Origin of the sequence: Adhaeribacter rhizoryzae (genome assembly GCF_008629685.1) — a bacterium.
GTDB classification, from domain to species: Bacteria; Bacteroidota; Bacteroidia; order Cytophagales; family Hymenobacteraceae; genus Adhaeribacter; species Adhaeribacter rhizoryzae.
Window position 1 is genome coordinate 197,929 of the sequence record NZ_VWSF01000009.1, and the last position, 19,873, is coordinate 217,801.

At 42.1% G+C, this 19,873-nt stretch carries 22 protein-coding genes and 1 pseudogene; 15 read left to right on the forward strand and 8 right to left on the reverse strand.

What is annotated here, in order from left to right:
* The first annotated feature begins 102 nt into the window (after positions 1-102).
* The 6 genes from F0145_RS13515 to msrA all read left to right on the forward strand — a co-directional run bounded on the left by F0145_RS13515 (position 103) and on the right by msrA (position 4,606).
* Positions 103-411, forward strand: coding sequence for an SH3 domain-containing protein (locus F0145_RS13515; protein ID WP_150088947.1), 309 nt, complete (start codon positions 103-105; stop codon positions 409-411).
* 523 nt (positions 412-934) lie between these two features.
* On the forward strand, positions 935-1,246 hold the full coding sequence (locus tag F0145_RS13520) for an SH3 domain-containing protein (RefSeq protein WP_150088948.1): 312 nt from the start codon (positions 935-937) through the stop codon (positions 1,244-1,246).
* A 765-nt stretch (positions 1,247-2,011) separates the two neighbouring features.
* The gene (locus tag F0145_RS13525; RefSeq protein ID WP_150088949.1) at positions 2,012-2,356 is read left to right on the forward strand and encodes a hypothetical protein; all 345 of its coding nucleotides are present in this window, start codon (positions 2,012-2,014) and stop codon (positions 2,354-2,356) included.
* A 124-nt stretch (positions 2,357-2,480) separates the two neighbouring features.
* Positions 2,481-2,918: a DUF2231 domain-containing protein gene (locus F0145_RS13530; protein WP_150088950.1), complete on the forward strand. Its 438-nt coding sequence runs from the start codon at positions 2,481-2,483 to the stop codon at positions 2,916-2,918.
* A gap of 1 nt (position 2,919) precedes the next feature.
* Positions 2,920-3,585 (forward strand): sigma-70 family RNA polymerase sigma factor, encoded by a 666-nt coding sequence (locus tag F0145_RS13535; RefSeq protein WP_150088951.1) that lies wholly within the window; start codon positions 2,920-2,922, stop codon positions 3,583-3,585.
* Between the two features lie 337 nt (positions 3,586-3,922).
* On the forward strand, positions 3,923-4,606 hold the full coding sequence (gene msrA, locus F0145_RS13540) for a peptide-methionine (S)-S-oxide reductase MsrA (RefSeq protein ID WP_150088952.1): 684 nt from the start codon (positions 3,923-3,925) through the stop codon (positions 4,604-4,606).
* A gap of 98 nt (positions 4,607-4,704) precedes the next feature.
* On the opposite strand, the gene F0145_RS13545 is transcribed toward msrA, so the two are convergent.
* Complete coding sequence (locus F0145_RS13545) at positions 4,705-5,745, reverse strand: ferredoxin--NADP reductase (protein ID WP_150088953.1); 1,041 nt, start codon at positions 5,743-5,745, stop codon at positions 4,705-4,707.
* A 543-nt stretch (positions 5,746-6,288) separates the two neighbouring features.
* On the opposite strand from F0145_RS13545, the gene F0145_RS13550 reads away from it, so the two are divergent.
* A complete protein-coding gene (locus F0145_RS13550) occupies positions 6,289-6,588 on the forward strand; it encodes an SH3 domain-containing protein (protein WP_150088954.1) in 300 nt (99 codons plus the stop codon).
* A gap of 105 nt (positions 6,589-6,693) precedes the next feature.
* On the opposite strand, the gene F0145_RS13555 is transcribed toward F0145_RS13550, so the two are convergent.
* Positions 6,694-7,188, reverse strand: coding sequence for a YdcF family protein (locus tag F0145_RS13555; protein WP_150088955.1), 495 nt, complete (start codon positions 7,186-7,188; stop codon positions 6,694-6,696).
* Positions 7,189-7,281: 93 nt separating this feature from the next.
* Between F0145_RS13555 and F0145_RS13560 the strand changes: the two genes are divergently transcribed.
* Entirely contained in the window at positions 7,282-7,677 is a 396-nt protein-coding gene (locus F0145_RS13560; RefSeq protein ID WP_150088956.1) for a DoxX family protein, read from the forward strand.
* 43 nt (positions 7,678-7,720) lie between these two features.
* On the forward strand, positions 7,721-7,927 hold the full coding sequence (locus F0145_RS13565; protein ID WP_150088957.1) for a YwbE family protein: 207 nt from the start codon (positions 7,721-7,723) through the stop codon (positions 7,925-7,927).
* Positions 7,928-7,984: 57 nt separating this feature from the next.
* Here F0145_RS13565 and F0145_RS13570 read toward each other — a convergent pair whose 3' ends face one another.
* Entirely contained in the window at positions 7,985-8,203 is a 219-nt protein-coding gene (locus tag F0145_RS13570; protein WP_150088958.1) for a TM2 domain-containing protein, read from the reverse strand.
* A 247-nt stretch (positions 8,204-8,450) separates the two neighbouring features.
* Between F0145_RS13570 and F0145_RS13575 the strand changes: the two genes are divergently transcribed.
* The 3 genes from F0145_RS13575 (at position 8,451) to F0145_RS13585 (ending at position 10,475) form a co-directional block, all read left to right on the forward strand.
* Complete coding sequence (locus tag F0145_RS13575; RefSeq protein WP_223816044.1) at positions 8,451-8,846, forward strand: DUF983 domain-containing protein; 396 nt, start codon at positions 8,451-8,453, stop codon at positions 8,844-8,846.
* Between the two features lie 61 nt (positions 8,847-8,907).
* A complete protein-coding gene (locus tag F0145_RS13580; RefSeq protein ID WP_150088959.1) occupies positions 8,908-9,786 on the forward strand; it encodes a helix-turn-helix domain-containing protein in 879 nt (292 codons plus the stop codon).
* A gap of 413 nt (positions 9,787-10,199) precedes the next feature.
* Positions 10,200-10,475: an SH3 domain-containing protein gene (locus F0145_RS13585; RefSeq protein WP_150088960.1), complete on the forward strand. Its 276-nt coding sequence runs from the start codon at positions 10,200-10,202 to the stop codon at positions 10,473-10,475.
* 890 nt (positions 10,476-11,365) lie between these two features.
* Here the strand turns inward: F0145_RS13585 and F0145_RS13590 are convergent.
* Positions 11,366-11,893: an REP-associated tyrosine transposase gene (locus tag F0145_RS13590; protein ID WP_150088961.1), complete on the reverse strand. Its 528-nt coding sequence runs from the start codon at positions 11,891-11,893 to the stop codon at positions 11,366-11,368.
* 257 nt (positions 11,894-12,150) lie between these two features.
* Positions 12,151-12,471, reverse strand: a complete 321-nt coding sequence (locus F0145_RS13595) for a hypothetical protein (RefSeq protein ID WP_150088962.1) — start codon at positions 12,469-12,471, stop codon at positions 12,151-12,153.
* 545 nt (positions 12,472-13,016) lie between these two features.
* On the opposite strand from F0145_RS13595, the gene F0145_RS13600 reads away from it, so the two are divergent.
* Positions 13,017-14,492, forward strand: a complete 1,476-nt coding sequence (locus F0145_RS13600; RefSeq protein ID WP_150088963.1) for a deoxyguanosinetriphosphate triphosphohydrolase family protein — start codon at positions 13,017-13,019, stop codon at positions 14,490-14,492.
* Positions 14,493-14,544: 52 nt separating this feature from the next.
* Here the strand turns inward: F0145_RS13600 and F0145_RS13605 are convergent, their stop codons facing one another.
* Complete coding sequence (locus F0145_RS13605; protein ID WP_150088964.1) at positions 14,545-16,932, reverse strand: ribonucleoside-diphosphate reductase subunit alpha; 2,388 nt, start codon at positions 16,930-16,932, stop codon at positions 14,545-14,547.
* Between the two features lie 187 nt (positions 16,933-17,119).
* Entirely contained in the window at positions 17,120-18,079 is a 960-nt protein-coding gene (locus tag F0145_RS13610) for a ribonucleoside-diphosphate reductase small subunit (RefSeq protein ID WP_150088965.1), read from the reverse strand.
* A gap of 384 nt (positions 18,080-18,463) precedes the next feature.
* Between F0145_RS13610 and rplU the strand changes: the two genes are divergently transcribed.
* Both rplU and rpmA read left to right on the forward strand, forming a co-directional pair.
* Positions 18,464-18,775, forward strand: coding sequence for a 50S ribosomal protein L21 (rplU, locus tag F0145_RS13615; protein ID WP_146899958.1), 312 nt, complete (start codon positions 18,464-18,466; stop codon positions 18,773-18,775).
* A gap of 12 nt (positions 18,776-18,787) precedes the next feature.
* Positions 18,788-19,060: a 50S ribosomal protein L27 gene (rpmA, locus tag F0145_RS13620; protein WP_146899955.1), complete on the forward strand. Its 273-nt coding sequence runs from the start codon at positions 18,788-18,790 to the stop codon at positions 19,058-19,060.
* A 474-nt stretch (positions 19,061-19,534) separates the two neighbouring features.
* Here the strand turns inward: rpmA and F0145_RS26220 are convergent.
* Positions 19,535-19,873, reverse strand: a pseudogene (locus F0145_RS26220) (IS4-like element ISSysp3 family transposase); the annotation flags it as partial.

Sequence of the window (19,873 nt, forward strand, 5' to 3'; positions counted from 1 at the left end):
AGTAGCTGCATCTAAATAACAAAAGCAGCTGCCAGGGTTAAGCTCCCTAAAGTTAAAAAGCTTACTAAAACAAAAACACCATAAATACTAAATATTAATACTATGAAAAAGATCATCTTCACCTTCGCTCTCTTATTACAAACTGCATTTTTATTTGCTGCCAGACCAGATCAAACTGCTTCTGCCAGCTTCGAAAACGTAAAGATGTATCGCCAGGCTGCCACTTCTACCGAAGTGCTGAGAGCCCTGAAAAGCACCGACCAGTTAGCTGTAATCCGGAAACATAATGCTAACTGGACCATTGTTACTGTAAACGGCCAGGTTGGTTATGTACTCACCTCGGAACTGACGCTGAACAAGAATGCAAGAAATATTGCAATGAATAAAGCCAGTCGCAAAAACACTTTCTAAGACATTAAAAATTTTGTTTGTTTGTTTGTTGGAAAGGGGGATATATTTTATATCCCTTTTTTTACCCTTCGCATCCCTTTTCTCCTAGCCTGTCTTTTGCCGGTTTGTGCCAAAAGTGAACTTCTTTAATAGGTACGAAACATTCCCTGGTTCTTTTAACTAACAGTTATTGCAGCACTTTTAAATTTAGATTCTTCTACCGCGCTGGCCTTGTAAATTAGCTCATCAAATTGGCTAAGTGCTAAAAGCATCAACCCTTACTAAATAGAACTAAAATCTTGTTTTTAAAACAAGACTAATATTGTATTGACACTCTCCGGCAGCAGCTACATCCCTTAAAGCTCTGAAAAATACCAATTCAACTTTAATCTTGTATTTGATTTTATTTAACAATTGCTTAACCAAACCCAGTTTAAACACCATTTAGCTTTAATTAAATTAATAGTACCAACCTTTACTTACCCCAGCACCTTAATAAAAACCATTTTTTAACCTGATAATTAAACCCATAAAATCTAAAACTATGAAAAAGTTAATCTTCACCTTCGCCTTAATTATACAAGCCGGCTTTCTTTTTGCCGCTAACGACAAAACCATTGTGGCCCAGGCCCGCCAAGATAATGTAAAAATGTACCAGCAACCCGGTACCTGCACCACTATTTTAAGGTCATTGTCTACGAACGATAAAATTGAGGTTGTACGCCGTTATAACGACCAGTGGACCATTGTAATGGTAGATGGTCAGCCAGGTTATGTGCTGCATTCCGAAATAGGCAAACCAGCCCAAACTCTCGAAATAAAAACATTGGCCTCTACTAAAACCAGTCGTAAGTAAGCATTGCCAAGTAAATAATTCTGTTTTGTTGCAGCAAGGGTATGCCGGGTGGTGTACCCTTATTGCTTTATAAGCCTTTAGGTACAATTTTCTCCGTATTATTACATAAAGGCTATTCCGGTGGGCTCCGTATAATGTCCTAATTTAAGCTAAAATACAACTGTACACGCTACCCTGGGGTAAACATTTTAAATTATTTACTTTTAGCGCGTTTTCAATTATGGTTTTAATTATAATATTAGTTGTAATCGCGGCTTTTATAGCAGCATATTTTTTATAAAAAAAATGCCGCGTCAATCCGGCGAACCAGCTACTAATAGCCCTAACTTGCAGCCGGTTTCGCCGCCAATTCCTGACGCGGAAACCCGGCCCCGCCGCCCTAAATATTAGGGCTGTTTTGGTAAGCTTTAGTAAACATTTATAATCTATACAGGAAGCCTTAACGGCTTCCTTTTTTTATGCAAAAGCTTAAATAAATTTGGCATAACCAGCGCATTGGTGGCAGATTCAAATTTACCTTACGCGGCAAAATACCTCTCACTAAATTCCTTAACCGGTACACAGTTTTAATAATCGAGGATCAAAAATATTAGCCTTTTTCCGGAGCAAAAGCAGCTAATATTTTTTTACACTTAGTTGTAACCTCCACCGGGATTGGCTACTCTATTGGGTATTAATAAAGCAAAAAGCACCAATTAAAAAAAAGCGCTTGTTCGCAAGAGCAACATCTAAATCAGATTGTACTAACCCTTAACCCATACAACCATGACTATACTTTATGCCTCCATTGGTTTCTTTGCCTTAGCCGCTTTATTTGGTTTATATTTATTAACCTTTGTTTTAAAAGGCCGGGAAACGCCCAAAGCTGTTGTTTTCACACACGGTCCTTTAGCCGCTACTGGGCTAATATTATTAATCATCTACATTTCGCGAGGCGGCCCTGGGCCAATAGAAAGCCTGGTTTTGTTTTTATTAGCAGCTTTGGGCGGACTTTACATGTTGTTCCGGGACTTGAACGGTCGGCAAATTCCTAAAATACTGGCCATTGGCCACGGCTTGCTGGCGGTAACGGGTTTTATCTTCCTGCTCGTATTTGCGCTAAATAAATAATACTTCGCACGCTAGTAACAGGCTAAAATTATTCATTTCCGGAGCAGCACGCTTATTTTTATTCTGACTAATGTACCCGCGACAACTCTGGTGCTTTGCTTAAACCCTGCTAATATTTACAGCCATGAAAATACTGGGGCACCCCATTCACTTAATAATGGTTCATTTTCCGGCAGCCTTATTCCCGATGGATTTAGTCTGTTCTTTTATATATTTTTATACAGCAGATACCGCTTTTAGAGATGCTGCTTTTTTTGCGCTGGCCGGCGGCGTAATAACCGGTTGGCTGGCTGTTTTCTTTGGCGCCGTAGATTTAACCCAAATAGCAGCCGATAGGCCCCAGGTTATAAAAAAAGCTTACCTGCACGGCGGCATTAATTCGTTGGTAATATTTTTTTATACCATAATGGGTTTTATGCAGTTAGATCTGTACCCCCACTTGCCCGCAGCAACGCTTTTAAATTTGCTTTTAAAATTAGGGCTAGTAGGCCTTTTAACGGCCGGCAATTATTGGGGTGCCAGTTTACTGTTAAAAGATAAAGTAGGTATTGAGCACTCGTAACATGGAAGCAATCCTGAAAACCAAAACAATATCAGACGCAGAACTGATAACCAAAATATTAGCCGGCGAAACAGCGGTTTACGAAATATTAATCCGGCGGAACAACCCTTATTTATTTAAGGTAGGGCGGGCTTATGGCTATAATAAGGAAGATGTAGAAGACTTAATGCAAGATACTTTTATAAGTGCTTATCAAAACTTAGTTAAATTTGAGCACCGCGCTTCTTTTAAAACCTGGTTGGTAAAAATAATGCTCCACCACTGTTACCACAAAAAACAGCTACTGCGTTTTAAAAACGAAAGGCCGGCGTATGCGGCCATTAATGAAAAAGAAATTCCTATGTTTTCGCATCAGCCCGCAGACCCCGATAAAAAAATATTGCACAAAGAGCTTGGGATAATTATTGAGCAAGCCATCGGTCGGATTCCGGTTGATTACCGGCTGGTATTTTCGTTACGGGAACTGAACGGCATGAGTGTGGCCGAAACTGCCGAAGCCATGTCTTTATCGGAAGCCAACGTAAAGGTGCGGCTTAACCGGGCCAAAGCCATGCTACGCAAAGAAATTGAAAAAATGTACGCGCCCGAAGATATTTACGAGTTTAACCTTATTTATTGCGACCGGATGGTAGAAAAAGTAATGCACCAAATCAGCAATGCACATTAAGATGCTCCCGGATTATTTGCCCTTGTACGCCTTCATAAATGCCTAAACTTTTGCCGCAGTAAATTGTTCAGTAACTATACTAGTTCTAGCGGCTGTTTCGTATACCTGTTTTGAGCAGAATACGACGCCATTGGTGGTGTTATTACTGCCAATTCTAACGTTGCGGCCAAACTACTTGCTGGTGAAGCTACCGCTGTGCGCAATACAGAACTAGCTAAAAAAATAGCTTCCGTTTAAAATATTATTCCGGCGCTTAACGCCCATACCGCTAATCCAAAGGAATTATTTTACCCTTATATTTGGTTCTGGTTATACCTAACTGTTATTCTGTACTCTTATGAAACGGCTTTCCAATTTTTTGTTATTAAGCTTTATATTAATATTTAATGCCTGTACTGATGCCAGTTCGCAGCAGGCCCAAAAGGCACCGGCCCAATTACCGGCCGAAGCCCAGGTAAAAGCCGCCGGGCAGGAAATTGCTACTTTTGCCAGCGGTTGTTTCTGGTGTACCGAAGCTATTTTTGAGCGGGTACAAGGCGTAGATAAAGTTATTTCGGGGTATAGTGGTGGCAAAGAGAAAAAGCCCACCTACGAGCAGGTAAGTTACGCCAAAACCGGCCATGCCGAGGCCGTGCAAGTTTATTACGACCCCAAAGTGGTTACTTACCCCGAGTTGCTACAAATATTTTTTGCTACCCACGATCCTACTACTTTAAACCGCCAGGGTCCGGATGTTGGCCGCCAGTACCGCTCTGCTATATTTTACCGCTCCGACGCGGAAAAGCAGCAAGCCCAGGACTACGTAAAAAAACTGGAAACCGAACGCAAATATTCCAAACGGATTGTAACCGAAATACAACCGTTTTCCGCTTTCTGGCCAGCCGAAGGTTACCACCAGGATTATTACCAGCATAACCCCAACGATTCTTACATCCAGAATGTATCGGCGCCCAAAGTGCGTAAATTCGAAAAAGAGTTTAAGCACAAACTAAAACCCCAATACCTGAAAACAAGCTCATAAGTTTAGCCAGAACATATTTTAAAAGCACGGATATTCCTTATCCGTGCTTTTTTATTTTCAGCCTGCAGCCAACACTTGTAACAGCGTACAAATGATTTTCAGATAGTTAGCGTAACGTCGCCGCCGATGGGGTAACCTACGCACGTGAGAATTAAACCCTGCTGAATTTCTTTATCGGTTAGTACTTCGTTGTAGCTGTGCCAAACCTCGCCGGTATTGCAACGGGCTACGCAATTACCGCACTTACCGGCTTCGCAGCTATAAGGCAACGAAATACCTTGTTTTTTGGCCGCCTGCAAAATAGTAACCGGATATTGTACCGGCAGTTGGTATAGCCGATTCTGGTAATGCAAAGTAACCAAGTGGGGTTCGGTATCGGGTGGCAGATTAGGCGTTACTGGTTTATCGCGGCTGAAGTTTTCTTTCCGGATATTAGCCGCCGGCACCTCGGCTTCCCGCAGGGCGTACGTGCACATGCGCATGTAATTAAGCGGACCGCACACATAGCACAATATTTCTGCGAGATTAGCCTGGCCGTAAGCTGCCAAAAATTGCTTCAATAAATCTTTGTGTAAATGTGCCCGGGTTAAATCCGGCGAATTGCTGTATACAAATTCAATCCGGAACCGGTCCGGAAATTTTTGTGCTAATTGGGTTAAGGCTTCCCGGAAAATAGTGGTACCCGGCTCGTGATTGCTATAAATTAATACTACCGATAGCGCCGGATAAACATGCAGCGCGGTCTTAATTAATGAAAATATTGGGGTAATGCCGCTGCCAGCCGCCAGAAAAAACAACTGTTTATAAGTACTTACATCCGGAGGTAAAGTAAAAAAACCGCCGGCGCCCGTAGTTAATATTTGGTCGCCGGGCTGCGCCCTATCTACCAGGTACCGCGACATGTGGCCGTTATCAATGCGTTTTACCCCAATAGTTAAGAGTTCGCCCAGTAGCGGCACCGACGTAATTGAATAAGACCGCCGGATTTCCTGGTGTTGCGTTTTAAGTACCAAGGTTAAATATTGCCCCGGTTCGTATGTTATTTCGTTGCCTGCTTCCTGCGCAAAAGTAAAAGTTTTAAAGCCAGCTACCGCCTCCTGTATTTTCGTGATGGTTAAAACCTTGTATAATAAATTCATGCAAAAAGCAGCGTTAAGCAACTGAAATTTCACTCTTACCAGCCCGCATTTAGCTGATTTAATCTGTTTGGGATACCCTGTTTCGGAATAAATAGTTACCCCCTGGGTTCCGGGCCCAAAACTACTGTTTACCTAAAAATACTTAACCTGGCGAATGAAGTTGAAATATTCGTTTAACAGCTTTGCCCAAACAGCCAACAAACAGGTTTACCGCATTAGGCTTATGAGGTTATCATCACTAATTAACTTCAAAAAATTACGGGACTAAGCATAAAATATTCACCCCGTTAGCTGCACCAATTAAATTGTAACGGAAGCGAACAATAATGAACCAGACCGTCCGCATCCGGACAACCTATTTGGGTTATTTACCCAAAAAAGCTTCTTTTCGGGCCTATTAAGGCTATTTTGGAATTGGCACAACGGTTGCAAACAACTATACCGAAGCCATTAACCGGTAACTACCCTAAACAAGCGTAATCCGGAAGTCAGCATAAAACTATTGAAAAAAGAAAAACAGAAAATCTAAAAAACTATACAACTATGAAAAAAGCATTTTTTACCCTCGCCCTTTTAGTACAAGTAGGTTTTGCCATGGCCACCGAAAAAACCAAAAACGTAGCCCAGGTGCGTCACGAAAATGTAAAAATGTATCAGCAGGCCGGCACGGCTTCTAAGCTGTTAAAATCATTAACTACCGCCGACCGGGTGGAAATACTACGCCGCCTGAATAACCAGTGGACCATTGTAATGGTAGATGGCGAGGCCGGCTACGTACTGCACTCCGAGTTAGTTAAGCCAACTGCTTACCAAACCCTGGCGGCGGCTTCTGCTAAGCGATAAATCTCTGTTAAAAATATTGTTTGTTTGGGTATAAAGGGCGTGCATATTGTGCGCCTTTTATTTTTTACTTCTGCCTGTACCGCTCTTCTGAACAGGCCATATTTCTCAGTTAAAATCCGGCTGCTGGCGTAACCACGCCAAGGCGTTGCGTTCGTGCCCCTGTAATTTATTTAGTGTAGCCGCATCCAAGGTAGAAACAGCTTGCAGAAATAAAACAGGCTGGTTGGTTACGTACTTGTTAAATAGCAGCTCTGCGCGAGGCAGGTGAAAATCGGAAGTAACCACCACCACCTTATCGGGCTGATGTTGGGCTAGTAGGGGCTGCACCAGGGTAGCATCTTCTACGGTATTGCGGCTTAGTACAAAGGGCAAAATATTAGCGGTTGGCACGCCCCGGCTCATTAAATATTGGGCAGCATAGTACGCGTGGGGCTGGTTAGTGGTGTTAAAGTGCGGACCAAAGCCGCCGGTGCACAAAAATTTAAAACCGTAGTTATGGCGGTAAAACCTTAAAGCCGTCTGGAGCCGGTTCAAAGCCATAATACTTAATTGCCCCTGCTCATCGTTGGGTGCGCCCAAAACTATAATTATTCCTTTCACGGTAAACTAAACGCAACCAGATTATCTTGGGCCGGTTCTTTGTTCAAGTTACGGATAAATAGTTTATTTGCACCCGTACCAAAAACTGCTATCATGCCCAAGCTTCTGAATATTTTCTCAGCTTTGTTTATTTTACGCCTGGGTTTAGGCATTAATATGCTCATGCACGGATTAGTACGTTTGCCCAAGTTAAACGCGTTTGCCACTAAAATGGCCACGGGCTTTGAAGGCACGTTTTTACCTACCGCTCTGGCCAAACCTTTTTTACTGATATTGCCAATACTGGAATTTCTAGCGGGCATTCTGATATTGGCTGGTGGTAAATATGGCCGCTACGGCTTAATATTATGCGGCCTGATACTAGGGGCGCTGCTGTTGGGCACTACCTTAAAAGAAGATTGGGGAACCGCCGGCACCCAGCTTATTTATGTATTAGCAACGGCTTACGGCTTAGCCTTGTACGAACAGCAAGATCGCACCTTAACCTAAAGTTAGCAACGGCACAAATCAGATAAATATTAATTTACCCAACATGAGCGGCCAAAACCGAAAAGACATTTACCCGGGCTTACCCGTAGCCATTATTTTAAAAAAAGACCAGCGCAGCGGTAAGCTTACTTACGGCATTGTAAAAGATATTCTTACCAGCGCACTGTTTCACTCGCGGGGCATTAAAGTACGGCTACAAGACGGCCAGATTGGGCGGGTGGCCGAAATAGAACCGGAAGAAACAAACTAACCCTTGCATTACCAACAGGCTCCGGGCAACTTAATACCGTTGCCCGGAGCCTAATTTTTAGCGGTAGCCCCGTTCCAGTTGTTCTATCCGGCGTTCGTTGTTATAGTTATCTACCATGCCGCTTAAGGTAAACGCATCTATCAGCCAGCCAATACCAAATAACTGAAAGGTAACCAGGTATAATATACCCGTTCCTACCTTACCCAGGTAAAATCGGTGCAAAGAAATAAATCCCAGGAAAAACCAAAGTATATACGCTACTAATTTCGATTTCATCGTTTTGTGTTTTAAGGTTGTATAGGTTTAATTAATAATTTATTAACCCCAATAAAATAGTTTTGGTTAGGGCTCTCTGCCAAACGGGCGGAACAAAGCCTTGTTTAAATTTATGACGTATACGCATAAACCGGTCGGTTAAGGCCAGATTATGCTATAAATTGTCTATTCTGTCCGGTAAATAATTAACCTTACCGGAATACCTTTGTGCCAGGATAGAGTATAAGCAAGAAAGCTCTTTTTATTTATGGAACCGCGAGAAAGATCATTATTATACGGTATTATAAACACCAAATGCCCCCGGTGTCGCGAGGGCAATATGTTTCCGCCGGGCACTTTGTACACCCGCCGTTTTGCCGATATGCACCCTAATTGTAATTGCTGCGGCCAAACTTTTGAGCCGGAACCAGGCTATTATTACGGCGCCATGTACGTGAGTTTTGGTTTCAGCACCGGTATATTTTTAGTTGTTTTATTTTTACTCAGCTTATTTGTAGAAGAATTAACCACAGCCATGGTGGCAGTAGCAGTATTGGTAGTAGTAGTGGGCCTGCTGCCGGTTATGTTCCGGTTATCGCGGGCGCTCTGGATTAATATTTTTATCCGGTACGAAGGGCCTTGCAGCCTGATTCCGAAAAAGTAAACCCGGATAGGTTAGTGTAATATCCTTTCTGTATTTTTGGGTTGGCGCTAACCTAACCCAAATGCCGAAAAAGCCTTTACCCATTTACCAGATCCACGATTTTACCGAAGCTTCGCGCCAGGGTCCGGGCTTTTACCTGAACCGGTTCGAAGCCCATTTAAAACAACATGCGTTTATTCAGAAGCCGCATAAGCACAATTTTTATATTATTCTGCTGATTACCCAAGGCTCCGGCACCCATACCATCGATTTTAAAACTTACCCTGTAAACCCGCACACCTTATTTTTTCTTAGTCCGGGCCAGGTGCATGCCTGGCAATTAGCCGCCGATACCGCTGGTTATATTTTGTTTTTTAACCAAGATTTTTACCGGCTCGTGCAGCCGCTGGGCAAAATATACCGCTTCCCGTTTTTTAATACATTGCTGCCAAAACCAACTTTAATGCTGCCGACCGGCCACGTAAAACCGGTTACCACTATCATTCAACAAATGGCCGCTGAGCAACTAAACCAACAACCGCAGTGGGATAATGCCGTAGCCAGTTACCTGAATATTTTGCTTATTCTGCTGAGCCGGGTTTACCAAGCCCAATACGGTTCCAGACAGCCGGCTTTTAACGCAAATACCCCCTGGGAGCAACTGGAAGAATTATTGGAGCAGCATTACAAACAACACCAGCCGGTAAGCTTTTACGCCGAAAAAATGCACCTAACCGCCAAGCAACTAAACGACCTGGGTAAAAATATTGCGGGTAAAACGCTTTCGGAATTATTGCAGGAGCGGATATTACTGGAAGCCCGGCGCTTGCTCACGCATTCGTCCTTAACCATTACCCAAATTGCCGCCGAACTGGGTTATTTCGATAATTCTTATTTTGCCCGGTTCTTTAAAAAACACATTGGCCAAACCCCCGAAGCTTTTCGTCAGTTGCTTACCTGAGTAAATTAACCTTGGTTACAATAGCCTAAACCGCTAATAAATTAGTTACAACCGGGCCCCTATTCTAATCTGTACCGAATTCATATTTTATGAACAGCGGTTTCGTTTCTAAGGGTTACGTTAAAGAAATATATCTTCAACCAGAAAGAAATTTTAATTGGTTTGGCAAGCGCGTGCCTACTTGTATTCCGGGGCATCCGGCAATGTAGCAGCCCGTGTTTGAACTGTATTAATACCGAACATTAATTGTTCGGTAATAGAACAGTTCTAAGCTGTTATTCGCAAAAACAGGCTTTTTAGCCTATTTTAGGCTTTTTTTAGATTTGGCACAAGCGTTGCAAACTACTTTATATAACCAGTTATAAAAGATTAATAAAAAAATAAGCAACGTCTAAAACAAATCAGATAAAATTATGAAAAAAGCATTCTTCACCCTCGCTCTTTTAGTACAAGTAGGTTTTGCCATGGCTCACAACAATACCACCCTCGAAACCCAGGTTCGTCACGAAAACGTAAAAATGTTTCAGCAAGCTGCTACCTCTACTAACGTACTCGAAACCCTGAACGCGAACGACCGGGTGCAGTTTATTCGCAAGCATAATGCCCAATGGGGTATTATTACTGTAAACGGCAAAACCGGTTATGTGCTGCTGAGCGAACTATCCGACTTAAAAAAAGTAAAATTATAAGCCCGGTAATTAACGGCCTGTTCTAAAACCCTTGAATACACCGTGCGCCTGTAAGCCCACTTTGGCTACCGTGAACCCGTAAGTTCACAAAGCAACCAAGAGCAGCTATAAATTACGCTAGCCACCAGAGTAGCCCCGTAAGGCTACCCATAAAAACAGTAAATCCGTAAATTTATCCAAAAAGCTGGTGAGCCTGTAAGCTCACCTTTTTCTTTTTATATGCTGCCCACCAGTTTATAAAAGCAGCAGATAACAAATAAGGTGCTACTGCATTTCTAACCAATCATCCGGCGCTACCAAAATATTCAAAATACAACCACCCTAAAAATATTTCAGCCTTACACTGAAACATTCAGTTAAACTTCTAAAAATATTTAATAAATATTAATGGACAAGCAGCCTGCTTTTAAATTAACGTGAACTCGGGAATCAGATACTACACAATGCTACCGCTTTGGTAATTATTATGCTGGGTTATGCGTAGAGTTAGCGCAGCGCTCTACGTATTGTTCGGAAAGCCAATCTCTGATTGGCGTAACCCGAAAAAACATTATTCTTCTAACTTATTTACTTATATAACAATACCTTATGTAGTAGAATAAGGAGTGCAGTTTGGCCGGACTATTATTTTTTATATACATTATTAGCGAATATGCCAATCAGAGATTGGCTTTCCAAACAATACGTAGAGCGCTGCGCTAACTCTACGCATAACAGGATTCCGCAAAAGTCTATGCGTAGAATAACCAATAATCTATCGCGCTATCGCGAGCGTCCCGCTCGTGATTATTTCTTCCGGCCTCTGGCCGCTGTAAACATTAAATTATTACACAGGCCAGGGGCCTGAAAATGATAGACACGAGCGAGACGCTCGCGCCAGAGTTACTGAACTACAGCGGCAGAACTTTTAAAGGACTTAGCGGATTGGCACTGCTGTAAAAATAATCCTGCGGTTCATTTACGAAACCACTAGTAACCGGATTCTGGTGGATATATGCTACTTTCTGGTCGATTAAATTATTACTGGTTAACTCAATAGGATGGTTGTGGTGCTGCCAGAATTGGTTTTGCGTATTAGCCGTACTTTTCGCAAAGTGTCGGAATAAATACAACAACCATTCTTTGCGGCTTTCTTGCGGATTATCGGTTATCAATTGCAGCAGTTGTTTAGCGGTATAGCTTTTGAAATCACGTAGCAGAAAATTAAGCAGCCCGGTTTCTGCTGCCGCAATCAAATGCACATGGCTGCTCATGATGCAATAAGCGTAGAGTTGCAGTCCTTTCTTTTCCTGGCAATATTTCAGGTTTTGTACCAGGCAATCGCAATATTCGCGGCGGGTAAATACGTCTATCCAGCCTACTACGGTAAGCGTTACAAAGAATAAACCGCCTTCATACGTTTTATACCGCCTCGACATAATATCGCCTTATACGGCACTTTCCAAAACCAGTTAATCTGCCCCAACCAAACACCACCCTATCGCGAGCGTCCCGCTCGTGATTACTTCCTCCGGCCTCTGGCCGCTATACTTATTATTTAAAATTTTATCAACAGGTAGGTTCACACCGGCCAGAGGCCTTTGGAATAAAAAGACACGAGGCGGAGCCTCGCGCCAGCAAGAGATAAGCTACAATTTTGGTAAACTGAAGTTTTGCTTCCTTCGACCAAAGAATATTATACCTTGTCTTCATAACCAGCCCAGAACTCTTTGTTCGTTAATACCTCGCCTTGCTCATGATTGGCTTTACCCCGGTTTATAGATTCTTTTTCGGCCAGACTTAATTCATCGAACCAATTGGTGGAAGAAGCATTAGAATCTTTAATAGACTTAAGCGCTTCCAGCAAAGAATTATCCTGAGTTTGGATTACCCATTCTATAATTTCGTATTTAAGCGCCTGGATATTCATGGATTTTACCTTTGTTTTAACTAAAGATACGTAGCAAATATTTATCTGGAGAAAATGCTGGCCTAATATTTCAATTCCAATTAACAAGATTTATCTTAGCTATAAGTAGAGCGATCCGCTAACTCTACGCACAACAAGGTAGATTGGCTTCCTAAACTATAAATAGAAATAATATAAATCATTGAATTATAAACCATTATAACGCAAACAATCTATTGAGCTAATAACGAATAAAAATAATATTAATTTTTATTCGTTATGTAATAAATTATATATAAGTTTAGATAAAATAATCATTAGCACCATTATTGAACATTCTTTTAACAGTTTTAAATATATAGCGTATATATAATTATATCAAAAAAGTTAATACTTTTGCTATCATGAAAAGACAATCTGTTTTTGGTAATTTGTTTAAGGAATCGCGCGAAAAAGCCTTTCAAAGATCTTATTATACAGAGTATAATAATAGGACCGAAACTTCTGCAAGACAGGGAAAAGAAACTAGTGAGGAAAAGAGCACTAGGCATTCTCATAAAGCATCTACATTTATTAATAAATAGTATTAATAAAATTTTAATTATTTCGATTAAAGGCGAGCAGATATATTTGCTCGCCTTTAACTTTTTAAGATGAAAAAATTATACAATATAATATCAGATTGTGACCGGGAGATACCTACTATAAACGATACAGCTTATAGAAATGATTTCCGAAGAGATTATGCACGCCTAATTCATTCATCCTCATTTAGACGATTACAGGGAAAAACCCAGCTCTTTCCTGGTGTAGAGTCTGATTTTTTTAGGAATAGATTAACTCACTCTATCGAGGTTGCACAAATTGCAAAAACAATAGCTTTGAAATTAAATGAAGATGAGTTTTTTAAAAATGTTGGAAAAATAGATACTGAACTTATTGAATTTGCCGCATTGGCACATGATTTAGGTCATCCTCCATTTGGCCATAATGGAGAAGAAGCATTAAATGAATTAATGTTTGATTCCGGAGGGTACGAAGGAAATGCACAGACATTAAGAATCTTAACAAAAATTGAAAAAAAAGCCTTTAAAGGCAATAAACATCATTTTGATTATAATGGCAATATAGACAATAGATGTGGATTAAACTTGTGCTATAGGACTTTAGCGGCGATTCTAAAACATGATAAAGAGATCCCAGAAAGTTTAGGAGAAAACCCTTTTGTTCATAAAGGCTATTATCATCATGATAAAGAATTAGTTAAACGCATAAAGCATAATGTAACAGGAAGGCCTGGATTTTCTGATAATTTCAGGACAATAGAATGTTATATTATGGATATTGCAGATGATATAGCGTATTCTACTTATGATTTAGAAGATGCCTTTAAAGCAAAATTTTTAACACCCTTAGATCTTTTAGGTGCTAAAGCGGAAAGCTTAAAAAGAGTTGCTGCAAAAGTCTCAAGAAATATGGAAAAGGAAGGCGTTTCCACCATTTATAGTGAGGTCGATATAAGTATAATTATTCAAGATTTATTTTATGAGCTTTTAGCATATACACCAGAAGACATTGTATCAAAGTTTAATACTGAATTTACTTCAGTTTCTGACGATGAGTTAAATCCCCGCAGAGTAGCCGAATTCGCTAGTCATTTCGCATCAACATCATATATGATGGCTTTAGATGCAGCGCAAGATGGTTATTTAAGGACACAACTGACATCTACTCTGGTAAATAGATTTATAGAAGGTGTAGACTTTGAACCGAATGAAGATATCCCTGCTCTGTCAAAGGTATATCTAAAAAAGCAAACCAGAGAAGAAGTTGAGGTTTTAAAAAATTTTACTTTTACTTCTCAAATCGAGTCCTCAAGATTAAAAATAGCTGAGGTTAGAGGCAAGGAAATAGTTAAGACGATTTTTGATGCCCTTTATAAAGATGACAGAGGCTATCAATTAATGCCTGACGATTATCAGTTTGTATTTAGCAGAATCCCAAGTGCTGATCTTTATAGAAAAAGAATAATCTGTGATTTCATTGCAGGGATGACTGATAGATATGCAATAGAATTTTATGGAAGGTTAAAATCAGAAAACCCTCAAACCATCTTTAAGCCATTTTAATAAAAGAAAAAGGCGGTTTAGTTAAACCGCCTTTTTCTTTTATTAAGGATTATTAACTACCACAAGCCTCACATGCATCCGGGTTATCCAGAGAGCATGCCATGTCGCTTTTGTTTTGGTCGACACTGCTGTTGTTGTAGACTGGCTGGAGCGTTTCGGCGGCTTGTTTTTCCACCGTAAACTTGATGGCATCCACGGCGGCTTTGGTACGCAGGTAGTACATACCGGTTTTCAAGCCGCGTTTCCAGGCGTGGAAGTGCATCGAAGTAAGTTTACCGAAGTTCGGGTTCTGCACGTGCAGGTTCAGGCTCTGGCTTTGGCAGATGTACGCGCCGCGGTCAGCACTCATATCGATAATGGTTTTCTGCTTAATTTCCCATACGGTTTTGTACAGGCCTTTAATATTTTGCGGGATGTTCGGAATATTTTGTACCGAACCGTTGGCCGCAATAATCTGGTTTTTCAGGTTATCGTTCCAGATGCCGAGTTTAATCAGGTCTTTCAACAAGTGCTTGTTTACCACCATAAACTCGCCGCTGAGTACGCGACGCACATAAATATTAGAGGTATAAGGTTCGAAGCTTTCGTTGTTACCCAATATTTGCGCGGTAGAAGCGGTTGGCATAGGCGCTACTAATAAAGAGTTGCGCACACCGTGCTCTACTACCTCGTTGCGCAAAGCTTCCCAATCCCAACGGCCCGACTCGGGTTTTACGCCCCACATATCGAACTGGAAAATACCCCGGCTCAGCGGCGAACCTTCGAAGGTCGCGTACGGGCCGTCTTTCTTTGCCAAATCTTTCGAAGCCGTCATGGCCGCGAAATAGATGGTTTCGAATATTTCTTTGTTCAGTTGCTGTGCCTCTTCGCTTTCAAATGGCATGCGCAAATGAATAAACGTATCGGCTAACCCTTGTATACCCAAACCAATTGGCCTGTGGCGCATGTTCGATTTTTTGGCTTCTGGTACCGGGTAATAATTAATATCAATAACCTTGTTCAGGTTTTTGGTTACCTGATACGTTACGTCGTACAGTTTCTGGTGGTCGAAACGCTTGTGGTCGCCTTCGCCGGTTACGTAGCGCGGCAAAGCCAAAGAGGCCAGGTTACAAACCGCAATTTCGTCGGCGGAAGTGTACTCCATAATTTCGGTACACAAGTTACTAGACTTAATGGTACCTAAATTTTGCTGGTTAGACTTGCTGTTGGCATGGTCTTTAAACAGCATGTACGGCGTACCGGTTTCGGTCTGGGCTTCCAGAATGGCAAACCACAGTTCCTGCGCTTTTATGGTTTTGCGGGCGCGGCCTTCACGTTCGTATTTAGCATAAAGCATTTCAAACTCTTTGCCCCAGCACTCATCTAAACCAGGCGCTTCGTTCGGGCAGAAAAGGCTCCAGTCGCCGTTTTCTTCTACGCGCTTCATAAACAAATCCGGCGTCCAGAGGGCGAAAAATAAATCGCGGGCCCGCATTTCTTCTTTACCATGGTTTTTGCGTAAATCCAGGAACTCGAAAATATCGGCGTGCCAAGGCTCTAAATAAATAGCAAAAGCGCCTTTGCGTTTACCGCCGCCCTGGTCTACGTAGCGGGCCGTGTCGTTAAACACTTTCAGCATCGGCACCAAACCATTAGATGTTCCGTTGGTACCTTTAATATAAGAGCCGGTTGCCCGTACCCCGTGGATGCTTAAGCCAATACCACCGGCACTCTGCGAAATAAGCGCGCAGTTTTTCAGCGTATCGTAAATGCCGGCAATGCTGTCGTCTTTCATCGTAAGCAGGAAGCAACTCGACAACTGCGGCTTGGGTGAGCCGGCGTTAAATAAAGTAGGCGTAGCGTGCGTAAACCATTTCTCCGACATTAAATTGTATGTTTCGATGGCCTGCTCAATGTCGTTTTTATGGATACCAATAGCCACGCGCATAAGCATGTGCTGCGGACGCTCTACAATTTTACCGTCGAGGCGCAGCAAGTAAGAGCGCTCCAGGGTTTTGTAACCGAAATAATCGTAGTTATAGTCGCGGTCGTAAATAATGCTGGAGTCCAGCAAAGCCGCGTGTTTCCGGATTACCTCGTACACGTCTTTGGCCAGCAACGAAGCGTTTTCACCGGTTTTTGGGTCTTCGTAGGTATACAACCGTTTCATGGTGCTGCTGAACGACTTAGCCGTTACTTTGTGCAGGTTAGAAATGGCAATCCGGGCAGCCAGAATGGCGTAATCCGGGTGTTTGGTCGTCATGGAAGCGGCAATTTCCGCGGCCAGGTTATCGAGTTCTACGGTGGTTACGCCATCGTAAATACCATCGATCACTTTTTTGGCCACCTCAATCGGACTCACAAATTCCATGTGCAGCCCGTAGCACAACTTTTCTATCCGGGCGGTAATTTTATCAAATTTAACCGATTCACGTCGGCCGTCTCTTTTTATAACTAACATAGGCAAATAGAGGAATTAAAAGGTTGTGGAACAGGCAAAGCAAAACATTCCCTGCACCCGGCCAAAACCGGTGTAACAGTACATTGATAGATAAAAAATTGTGGTAGATGAAAGTAGACGGGGGAACCTGAAAGGGCAGAAGTTTTAAATTTCTTTTTTTCAGGTTCCTCATCTTGCAAAGGTTAGGTTAAAAGTCCTCGTCGAGCGAGAACATGTTATCCGTCCGGTCACTCATAACGCCCGCTTTCTGGTACTCTCCTACCCGTTTCTCAAAGAAATTGGTCTTGCCTTGCAGCGAGATCATTTCCATAAAGTCGAATGGGTTGGTAGCATTGTAGATTTTAGAGCAGCCCAGAGCTACGAGGAGGCGATCCGCAACAAACTCGATATATTGGCTCATTAATTTGGCATTCATACCTATCAGGTCAACGGGCAACGCATCGGTTACAAACTCCTGCTCAATGCTAACGGCGTCGCGAATTATGGTTTGTACGCGCTCTTCCGTTAACTTGTTTTGCAGCATTGAGTACAGCAAACACGCAAAATCACAGTGCAATCCTTCGTCCCTGGAAATCAATTCGTTCGAAAAAGTTAAGCCAGGCATTAATCCGCGTTTCTTCAGCCAGAAAATAGAGCAGAAAGAACCCGAGAAGAAAATACCTTCTACGGCCGCAAAGGCGATCAGGCGTTCGGTAAAGTTTTCGGAGTTAATCCACTTCAACGCCCACTCGCCTTTTTTCTTCACGCAATCCACGGTTTCGAGCGCGTTAAAGAGGCGGTCTTTTTCTACCGGATCTTTTATATAAGTATCTATTAATAAAGAGTAGGTTTCGGAGTGGATATTTTCCATCATAATCTGGAAACCGTAAAAACAACGGGCTTCCGGAATCTGAACTTCCTGCATGAAATTAATGGCCAGATTCTCGTTTACAATACCATCCGAGGCGGCAAAGAAAGCTAACACGTGCGAGATAAAATGTTTCTCCCCGTCGTTCAGGCGTTCCCAGTCTTTCTGGTCCTGCGAAAGATCAATCTCTTCGGCCGTCCAGAAACTTGCTTCCGCCTTTTTATACATCTGCCACACATTGTCGTGCTGAATCGGGAACAGGACGAACCTATTCGGGTTTTCTTCTAAGATTGGCTCCATGCTTTGCTCTTTAAATTATCAGTTAATTTTAGAAAGATTAATATTTAACCCTTTGATTCACTTTTAATTACCTTTTTATTTTTTAAATATTCCGGGATATACCGGGGTTATTTAAGCGAATCTTTGAGTCAAATATACGGAACAACCCCTTTTTATACCGCCCTAAAAAAGGTTTATTTCTCCACAAGTTATACAGCAGTTAATGTTGATTAAGTACCTGTTTATCCACAAGTTTATCCGTAACAGTCACTTAGTTATCCCCAAACAGCACATATAAGTTGAGCTATATTTCTGTTTCTAACAAAATAAACTATTGGTTGTTTGGCCCTTTCTGAAATTTCTGTTACTTTTGCACCCTAATTATCAAAACAAAAAGAAAGCAACATGTACGCAATCGTAGACATAGCTGGTCGTCAGACCAAGGTAGAAGGCGGTAAATTCGTCTATACCAATAAGCTTTCCGGCAATGAAGGTGACGCCGTAGAGTTCGCCAATGTATTATTAACCGACAACAACGGAACCGTAACTGTAGGCGCTCCGCTTGTTGATAACTTTAAAGTAACCGGTAAAATACTTGGCCATGTAAAAGGTGACAAAGTGATCGTTTTCAAAAAGAAACGTCGCAAAGGTTACAAAAAGAAAAATGGTCACCGCCAACAATTTACCAAAGTATTAATTGACGCTTTACCGTTTTAATTTTATAAAGAGATGGCACACAAAAAAGGAGCAGGTAGTTCGAACAACGGTCGTGAATCGCATAGCAAACGACTGGGTGTAAAAATTTATGGTGGCCAGGCCATCATTGCTGGTAATATTATTGTTCGTCAGCGGGGTACCGCACACCACCCTGGCAAAAATGTAGGTTTAGGAAAAGACCATACCTTATTTGCTTTAGCTGATGGCGTGGTTGAATTTAAAAAAGGTGCTAAAAACCGTTCTTACGTATCTGTGTTGCCCGTTGAGGCGCCGGCTGAAGCGTAATTTGGTTTTTAATCACATATAAAAAAGGGAAGCTTTAACAGCTTCCCTTTTTTGTTTTGTGCAGGCTTATGCATATAAGGGTTTGTGCTATGTAAAATACACCTAATCAAAGTCAGCACTCCGCCCTTGCCGTGTCTTATGACCGGCAAGCAAATTTATTTTTTTACCTGTTTACCTTTTGAAAGATTTCATCTTTCAATGCCTAAGTGCTAACTGTTGGCCATTACCTAAGTAGCCTCCTGCCCGGTGGGGCCCGTTTGGTCATTCGGGCTGTCTAAGCTTGTTTTCCTCCTATCGTCGGAATGCTGCGCACCACAACCTTAGAAGGCCCTCATTGCCCAAACTGATGTCAGATGCCAGTAGCTGCTGCTTTTCTAAGCTTAAATTATTGTTAATAATTAACAAGCCCGCTCAACAAAGCTAATCCGCAACGTTCCGGTTCGGCCGAACTTCTTCCCTAATTTAGGGCTACGATTAGGACACAAATTTTTGGGCCAGGGTCCACCCGTGCAAGATATGCTGGAAGTAATTCCAACCGCGCAAAAGGGTAATCACCCCCGCCTGCTTTTCGTGGGGTTTCCACCCGCCTAATCGGGCTATTATCCAGTAGCACCATTGTAAAGAGTCTTGGGGGTAAGGATTCCGCTGCTTGGCTGTTTTTCCTTCATAACGTTTTTGTAAAGCCTGCAGACAAGCGACTTCTTGCCGGGTAAAGCTTTCTGCCAGCGGCACGGCTTCTTTCTGTTTAGAAGCCAGGTGCAAGAGCATTATCTTGCTAGCGGCAAACAAAGCCAGCAGCGTGAGTTGCACTAA

Bases quoted from the DNA above. Each gene is read 5' to 3' on its own strand.
- rpmA (WP_146899955.1), top strand. From the start codon at position 18,788: ATGGCACACAAAAAAGGAGCAGGTAGTTCGAACAACGGTCGTGAATCG.
- F0145_RS13600 (WP_150088963.1), top strand. From the start codon at position 13,017: ATGAAAAAATTATACAATATAATATCAGATTGTGACCGGGAGATACCT.
- msrA (WP_150088952.1), top strand. From the start codon at position 3,923: ATGAAACGGCTTTCCAATTTTTTGTTATTAAGCTTTATATTAATATTT.
- F0145_RS13550 (WP_150088954.1), top strand. From the start codon at position 6,289: ATGAAAAAAGCATTTTTTACCCTCGCCCTTTTAGTACAAGTAGGTTTT.
- F0145_RS13525 (WP_150088949.1), top strand. From the start codon at position 2,012: ATGACTATACTTTATGCCTCCATTGGTTTCTTTGCCTTAGCCGCTTTA.
- F0145_RS13565 (WP_150088957.1), top strand. From the start codon at position 7,721: ATGAGCGGCCAAAACCGAAAAGACATTTACCCGGGCTTACCCGTAGCC.
- rplU (WP_146899958.1), top strand. From the start codon at position 18,464: ATGTACGCAATCGTAGACATAGCTGGTCGTCAGACCAAGGTAGAAGGC.
- F0145_RS13585 (WP_150088960.1), top strand. From the start codon at position 10,200: ATGAAAAAAGCATTCTTCACCCTCGCTCTTTTAGTACAAGTAGGTTTT.
- F0145_RS13560 (WP_150088956.1), top strand. From the start codon at position 7,282: ATGCCCAAGCTTCTGAATATTTTCTCAGCTTTGTTTATTTTACGCCTG.
- F0145_RS13545 (WP_150088953.1), bottom strand. From the start codon at position 5,745: ATGAATTTATTATACAAGGTTTTAACCATCACGAAAATACAGGAGGCG.
- F0145_RS13575 (WP_223816044.1), top strand. From the start codon at position 8,451: ATGGAACCGCGAGAAAGATCATTATTATACGGTATTATAAACACCAAA.
- F0145_RS13515 (WP_150088947.1), top strand. From the start codon at position 103: ATGAAAAAGATCATCTTCACCTTCGCTCTCTTATTACAAACTGCATTT.
- F0145_RS13605 (WP_150088964.1), bottom strand. From the start codon at position 16,932: ATGTTAGTTATAAAAAGAGACGGCCGACGTGAATCGGTTAAATTTGAT.
- F0145_RS13520 (WP_150088948.1), top strand. From the start codon at position 935: ATGAAAAAGTTAATCTTCACCTTCGCCTTAATTATACAAGCCGGCTTT.
- F0145_RS13570 (WP_150088958.1), bottom strand. From the start codon at position 8,203: ATGAAATCGAAATTAGTAGCGTATATACTTTGGTTTTTCCTGGGATTT.
- F0145_RS13610 (WP_150088965.1), bottom strand. From the start codon at position 18,079: ATGGAGCCAATCTTAGAAGAAAACCCGAATAGGTTCGTCCTGTTCCCG.
- F0145_RS13590 (WP_150088961.1), bottom strand. From the start codon at position 11,893: ATGTCGAGGCGGTATAAAACGTATGAAGGCGGTTTATTCTTTGTAACG.
- F0145_RS13530 (WP_150088950.1), top strand. From the start codon at position 2,481: ATGAAAATACTGGGGCACCCCATTCACTTAATAATGGTTCATTTTCCG.
- F0145_RS13535 (WP_150088951.1), top strand. From the start codon at position 2,920: ATGGAAGCAATCCTGAAAACCAAAACAATATCAGACGCAGAACTGATA.
- F0145_RS13580 (WP_150088959.1), top strand. From the start codon at position 8,908: ATGCCGAAAAAGCCTTTACCCATTTACCAGATCCACGATTTTACCGAA.